The organism is Streptococcus sp. C300, from assembly GCF_000187645.1.
GTDB classification, from domain to species: Bacteria; Bacillota; Bacilli; order Lactobacillales; family Streptococcaceae; genus Streptococcus; species Streptococcus oralis_CQ.
On sequence record NZ_GL732483.1, the window covers coordinates 1 to 666 of the forward strand.

The window sequence follows — 666 nt, forward strand, 5'->3', positions numbered from 1 at the left end:
TATCACAGCTACTAAAGTCTTGGAAGGTAAAGCTCTAGAAGCTGACAAATACGAATTCGAACTTAAAGAAGGTGACAAAGTCGTTGCGACAGCTAAAAACGCAGCAGACGGTACTGTTACTTTCGAAGATATCAAGTACGCAGCAGCAGGCAACCACACTTACACTATCTCTGAAAAAGCAGGTAGTGAAAAAGGTGTGACATACGACACTGCTAAACACGAAGTTAAGGTAGCAGTTACAGATAACGGTCAAGGCCAACTTGTTGCGACTGTAACTGACAATAACCCAACCTTCACCAACACTTATAAAGCAGCTACAACAAGTGCAACGATCACAGCTAAGAAAGTCTTGAATGGTAAAGCTCTAGAAGCTGGTAAATATGAGTTTGAACTTAAAGAAGGTGACAAAGTCGTTGCGACAGCTAAAAACGCAGCAGACGGTACTGTTACTTTCCCAGCAATCAGCTATGATGCTGCAGGCCCTCACACTTACACAATTACTGAAAAAGCAGGTAGCGAAGCAGGTGTGACATACGACACTGCTACACATGAAGTGACAGTAAACGTTACAGATAATGGTCAAGGCCAACTTGTTGCTACTGTTACAGGTAACAACCCAACCTTCACCAACACTTATAAAGCAACTACAACAACAGCTACTATCAC

Annotated in this window: 1 protein-coding gene; it reads left to right on the forward strand. The window is 42.5% G+C overall.

The features are described 5' to 3' along the window. A partial coding sequence (locus HMPREF0849_RS10005; RefSeq protein ID WP_000563152.1) for a Spy0128 family protein occupies positions 1–666 on the forward strand: 666 nt, incomplete at both ends.